5 protein-coding genes are annotated in these 5755 nt (G+C 58.3%); all 5 read left to right on the top strand.

Features of this window, described 5'->3' with window-relative positions:
* The coding region (locus tag V7665_RS09190; protein ID WP_335664241.1) for an alpha/beta hydrolase fold domain-containing protein at positions 1-364 on the top strand (364 nt) is incomplete at its 5' end.
* The gene (gene thiL / locus V7665_RS09185; RefSeq protein WP_335664240.1) at positions 361-1296 is read left to right on the top strand and encodes a thiamine-phosphate kinase; all 936 of its coding nucleotides are present in this window, start codon (positions 361-363) and stop codon (positions 1294-1296) included. The genes V7665_RS09190 and thiL, both read left to right, overlap by 4 nt.
* Before the next feature lie 157 nt (positions 1297-1453).
* The gene (locus tag V7665_RS09180; protein ID WP_335664239.1) at positions 1454-3580 is read left to right on the top strand and encodes a sodium-translocating pyrophosphatase; all 2127 of its coding nucleotides are present in this window, start codon (positions 1454-1456) and stop codon (positions 3578-3580) included.
* A 176-nt stretch (positions 3581-3756) separates the two neighbouring features.
* Positions 3757-4968, top strand: a complete 1212-nt coding sequence (locus tag V7665_RS09175; RefSeq protein WP_335664238.1) for a GNAT family N-acetyltransferase — start codon at positions 3757-3759, stop codon at positions 4966-4968.
* Positions 4965-5755: transcriptional regulator (locus V7665_RS09170; RefSeq protein ID WP_335664237.1), on the top strand; the 791-nt coding region annotated here is incomplete at its 3' end. The genes V7665_RS09175 and V7665_RS09170, both read left to right, overlap by 4 nt.

Here is a 5755-nt window from a genome sequence, read left to right as displayed (position 1 = left end):
TGATGATCAGCATGATACGCCTTCGGGCCATATGGATATCCCGCCATCGACATGGACGCGCGCAACCTCGCTTCATGCCTGGTCGCTCTATGCCGAGGAAAATGGTGCCAGCCCGTATGCAGCAGCAGCGCGGGCGACCGATCTCACCGGCTTGCCACCGGCCTATATCATGTGCGGCGATCTCGATCTGTTTCTCGACGAAGACATTGCCTATGCCAATCGTCTCCGTTCATCGGGTGTTCCGGTTGAGCTTGCTATCTATCCCGGAGCGCCGCACGGATTCAACGGATTTGCCCCACAGGCAGCGGTCAGCAAGCGCGCCAACGCTTCCATCAGAATGGCACTGGAGCACGCCCTGTCTTGAGCGAACTAGATTTTATTGACCGATTGAAGGCCATTACCACCCACCCAGCAGCACGCGGACTGGTCGACGACGTCGCGATGATGCCGTTTGGGCGGCACAAGCTGGTGATGACTCATGACATGATGGTCGAGGGAGTCCATTTTCTACCCGACGCCGATCCGGCCGATGTGGCGTGGAAGCTCGTCGCCGTGAATCTTTCCGATCTGGCGGCAAAGGGCGCGAAGCCGCTTGGTGTTCTGCTTGGCTATGGTCGGACTTCCGGCGATCAATGGGATGCCGCCTTTGTCGAAGGTCTGAAACAGGCGATCGACCGCTTTGGCGTGCCATTGCTCGGCGGCGACACCGTGTCGATGGGCGAACATGCGCCGAGAACCTTTGGCCTGACCGCGATTGGCGAGGCAAAAGGCCATATCGTGCCCTCGCGCAGCAATGCGAAGCCGGGTAACGCCGTCTATGTCACCGGCACGATTGGCGATGCCTGGGCTGGTCTGCAAATCGCCTCGGGATTGTTGCGGTCGCCGGATATCGAGATTACCGCATCATTGTTGCAAGCGCACACGCGCCCGACGCCCCGGCTGGAAGAGGGCAGAATCTTGTCCAATCTGGTCAGCAGCATGATGGATATTTCCGACGGGCTGTTGCTCGATGCGTCGCGGATTGCCGCGGCCAGCGGTGTGCAGATCGAAATTGATCTGGCGGAACTGCCGCTATCCAGGCAATTTCAGGCGCTTGTTGGCAACGACCGCCACGCGCGGCTGAAGGCGGCGACCGGCGGTGATGATTATCAGTTGCTGCTCACCGCCAGTCCCGAAACCGTCCTGTCGGTTCCGCTGACCTGTGTCGGGATCTGCCGCCCGGGATCGGGTATCGCGCTGCACAGCCACGGCGAACGACTGGATTTGCCCGAACATCTGGGATTTGTGCACGCCTGATACGACCAGATTCTATCAAATTGAATAGCTTCGCAAGCCATTCAATTTTGCCGCTAAATCAGGACTTGCGCCGTTCCCGCTTCCCGCACTATACAAATCGCGAAAGCGCCCTGATCAATGGGGGGCTCGTGAAAAAACAGGGGGGGGATGCTCAGCAATGACTGTAGTCACCATTTCAATTTTATGCGGTTTTGTCGCCATATTATATGGCTTCATTACCAGCCGTCAGGTGCTCAATGCACCGGCCGGAAACGAGAAAATGCAATCCATTGCTGGAGCAATTCAGGAAGGCGCACAAGCCTATCTGAACCGCCAATATCGCGCGATCGCTATGGTCGGCGTTGTCGTTGCGGTTCTGGTCTTCATATTCCTCGGAGCAATTTCAACAACCGGTTTCCTGCTCGGCGCCATTCTTTCGGGCGTCGCCGGCTATATTGGCATGAACATTTCGGTTCGCGCCAATGTCCGCACGGCACAGGGTGCCAGCGAAAGCCTGCAGACCGGTCTTACCGTCGCGTTCCGCGCCGGTGCGGTGACGGGCATGCTGGTCGCAGGTCTCGCATTGCTGGCAATCTCGATCTTCTTCTATGTGCTGACCACCCAAATGGGTCTGGCTGCCAATGACCGCACGGTCATTGACTCGCTGGTCGCTCTGGCCTTTGGCGCTTCGCTGATTTCGATCTTCGCGCGTCTCGGCGGCGGTATCTTTACCAAGGCCGCTGACGTGGGCGCCGATCTGGTCGGCAAGGTTGAAGCGGGCATCCCCGAGGATGATCCACGCAACCCTGCAACCATCGCGGATAATGTCGGCGACAATGTTGGTGACTGTGCCGGTATGGCGGCTGACCTGTTCGAAACCTATGTCGTGACCGTTGGTGCTACCATGGTGCTGCTGGCGCTGCTGTTTGGCGATCTGGTTGGTAGCGCGATGCTCTATGACCTGATGTCGCTGCCGCTCATCGTCGGTGGTGTCTGCATCCTGACCTCGATCATCGGCACCTATATGGTCCGTCTGGGCAAGGGCACGAACATCATGGGCGCGCTGTACAAGGGTTTCATTACCACGGCCGTGCTCTCGATCCCGGCCATCTATTATGTCACCATGCGCACGCTGGGTGACATGAACACACCCATCGGTACCGCGCTTGACGGCACTGGCGGATTCACCGGCATGGCCCTGTTCTGGTCGATGATGGTTGGACTGGCGGTTACCGGCCTGATCATCTGGATCACCGAATATTATACCGGCACGCAATATCGTCCGGTGCGGTCGATCGCCAAATCATCAGAAACCGGCCACGGCACCAACGTGATCCAGGGACTGGCGATTTCGATGGAAGCAACGGCCTTGCCGACGCTGGTTATTGTCATCGGCATCGTTGTCGCATTCCAGCTTGCTGGTCTGATCGGCATCGCCTTTGCGGCAACCGCCATGCTGGCGCTCGCCGGAATGGTTGTGGCGCTCGATGCTTATGGTCCGGTTACGGATAATGCTGGCGGCATCGCTGAAATGGCCGGTCTGGACGAAAGCGTTCGGAACAAGACCGATGCGCTGGATGCCGTGGGCAACACCACCAAGGCTGTGACCAAAGGCTATGCCATTGGCTCTGCCGGTCTTGCGGCTCTGGTGCTTTTCTCGGCTTACACGGCCGACCTCAAGGAGTTCTTCCCGAACCTTGACGTCAGCTTCAGCCTTGAAAATCCCTATGTGATCGTTGGCCTGCTGCTGGGTGCATTATTGCCCTATCTGTTCGGTTCGATGGGCATGACCGCCGTTGGCCGTGCGGCTGGCGACGTCGTCAAAGATGTCCGCGAGCAGTTCAAGGCTGATCCGGGCATCATGGCTGGTACATCGCGTCCCAACTATGCCCGCACGGTGGATCTGGTGACGAAAGCTGCGATCAGGGAAATGATCCTGCCATCGCTGCTGCCGGTTCTTGCACCGATCGTGGTCTATTTCGTGATCACCGCAGTCGCGGGTCAGGCGAATGGCTTTGCGGCCCTCGGCGCCTTGCTGCTCGGTGTGATCGTCTCCGGTCTGTTCGTTGCCCTGTCGATGACAGCAGGCGGCGGCGCTTGGGACAATGCCAAGAAATATATCGAGGACGGCAATCACGGCGGCAAGGGTTCAGAAGCCCATAAAGCGGCCGTGACCGGCGATACTGTAGGCGATCCTTACAAGGATACCGCAGGTCCAGCCGTCAACCCGATGATCAAGATCACCAATATTGTCGCATTGCTGCTGCTCGCAGCGCTCTATGCGGCGCAGGGCGGTATTCACTAGAACGCTCGCTATATTGGTTTGAAACAAGACCCCGCCGGAAGCGATTTCGGCGGGGTTTTTTCATCGCCAAAACCCCCGCAATCTCTGTCCGCATAGCGTTAATCACATTTTACCGCTTTTCCGTTAGTCCGAATGCCGAACGAGAAATTACTGCTGGCGGGACGATATCAATGGATTTGAGCGGACTACAGAAGTTGGAGGGCAAGGATATCCGGGCGAACCGGTTCCGCGAGGGCCTGTCCGCGCCCGAATTTCGGGCGGTGTTGCATCCGGTTGCCGAAATGGATGCCAATCTGATCGAAGCGTGGAGCGAATTGGCCAGGCAGGCGAGAGAACCGAATATATTCTATGAACAATGGTTCCTGCGGCCGGCTTTGGACCAATTTGACCATCACCCCGAGCTGCGGTTGTTCCTTCTATGGGCCGGAGAGCCCGGCCATTCGCAATTGCTTGGCCTGCTTCCGATTGGCCCTGACAACCGGTTTGGCCGCTGGCCGGTACCGCATGTCCAGAACTGGATGCACCATAATTGCTTTCTTGGCACACCGCTGGTCCGCAAGGGCTCCGAGCAGGTCTTCTGGGAACAGCTGCTCACCGCCCTTGACCTGAGCGCCTGGCCGGGCTTTCTGCATATCAATGGCATGACCATCGGCGGTCCCCTGGATCAGGCCCTGCGGGTGGTTTGTGGCGACCAGAAACGGCGCTGCGATCTGGTGCACAGCGAGGCAAGGGCATTGTTGCAGAGCGATCTGGCTTCGGAGGCTTATTATGAGGCCACCGTGCGGACAAAGAAGCGCAAGGATCTGCGGCGACAGGCCAAACGGCTGAGCGAGCAGGGGGACGTGACCTACGCGCACCATATCGATGCCATGGGTCTGGACCAGTGGCTTGACGAATTTCTGCAACTGGAAAAAGCCGGCTGGAAGGGCGAAAATGGTTCGGCGCTGGACTGTACTCCGGAAACCAGCGCGTTTTTCAGGCAGGCAGTTGCGGGAGCAGCAGCGGCAGGTCAATTGGAACGCCGCGACATCAGGCTCGATGGAAAGCCGCTGGCCATGCTGGTGAACTTTTTGTCCTCGGACGGAGGCTTTGGGTTCAAAACTGCTTTTGACGAGGAATATTCCCGCTTTTCCCCCGGTGTCTTGCTGCAGATCGACAATCTCAAATTTCTCGATCAACCGGTGATAGACTGGATCGACAGCTGCGCCGCGCAGGACCATCCGATGATCGACAGCATCTGGTCCGATCGCCGCCATATCGGCCGCTTCTCGATCGAACTGAAGGGCATGTCCCGCCGCGCGGTCTTCCGCGGTGTCCGGCTCGGGGAAGCGCTGATGGGGAAAATCAGGGGCCGCGCAATTTTTGATCCGACAGAGGTGCAGCAATGAATCAGATTTCCGGCAAAGAAAGCTTCCGGACGCATGTTTTTGGTGACGATAGCCGGCGGCAATTTGACAGCTGCTATCCCGAACAGGCGGGGCTGCTCGATCATAATATGTTCTCGCACAAACTGCTGACGCTCGAGGCGCTGGCCAGGCTGGGCACAGCGCTGCCGGAAAAGAGCGTCGAATATAATCCGGGCGATCTGCCGGTTGGCATCAAGCCGGAGGACGTTCCCGGCAACGTCTTGACCATCGGCGACACGATCCGGATGATCGATCAGTCGGCCAGCTGGGCGGTGCTCAAGAATATCGAGCAAGTGCCGGAATATGAAGCTTTGCTGCGCGCGCTGCTCTCTGAAATCCGTCCGATCCTGGAGGCCAAGACCGGCCAGATGCTGAAGCCGCAGGGCTATATCTTCGTGTCTTCACCGGATGCGGTGACGCCTTATCATTTCGATCCCGAGCATAATATATTGCTGCAATTGCGCGGCGAAAAATGGATGACCACTTTTCCCGCCGGTGACGCTCGCTTTGCCGCCGATGAAATCCACGAAGGCTATCATCTCGGCGGCCATCGCAATCTGGTCTGGCAGGATGATTTCGAGGCCGAAGGTACGCGGCACCATCTGACCCCCGGCAAGGCGATTTTCGTGCCGGTCATGGCGCCGCATTTTGTCAAGGTCGGGCCGGAACCGAGCATCTCGCTCTCGATCACCTGGCGCAGCGACTGGAGCTTTGAAGAGGCGGACGCCCGGGCGTTCAACGGCTGGCTGCGGAGGCGGGGATTGACGCC

This window comes from Parasphingorhabdus sp. (assembly GCF_036964675.1).
Taxonomy (GTDB): Bacteria; Pseudomonadota; Alphaproteobacteria; order Sphingomonadales; family Sphingomonadaceae; genus Parasphingorhabdus.
This window is presented reverse-complemented; position numbering and strand designations above follow the sequence as displayed.

What these genes read in the sequence shown, in the direction of transcription:
- V7665_RS09180 (WP_335664239.1), top strand. Translation starts at nt 1,454, where the DNA reads ATGACTGTAGTCACCATTTCAATTTTATGCGGTTTTGTCGCCATATTA.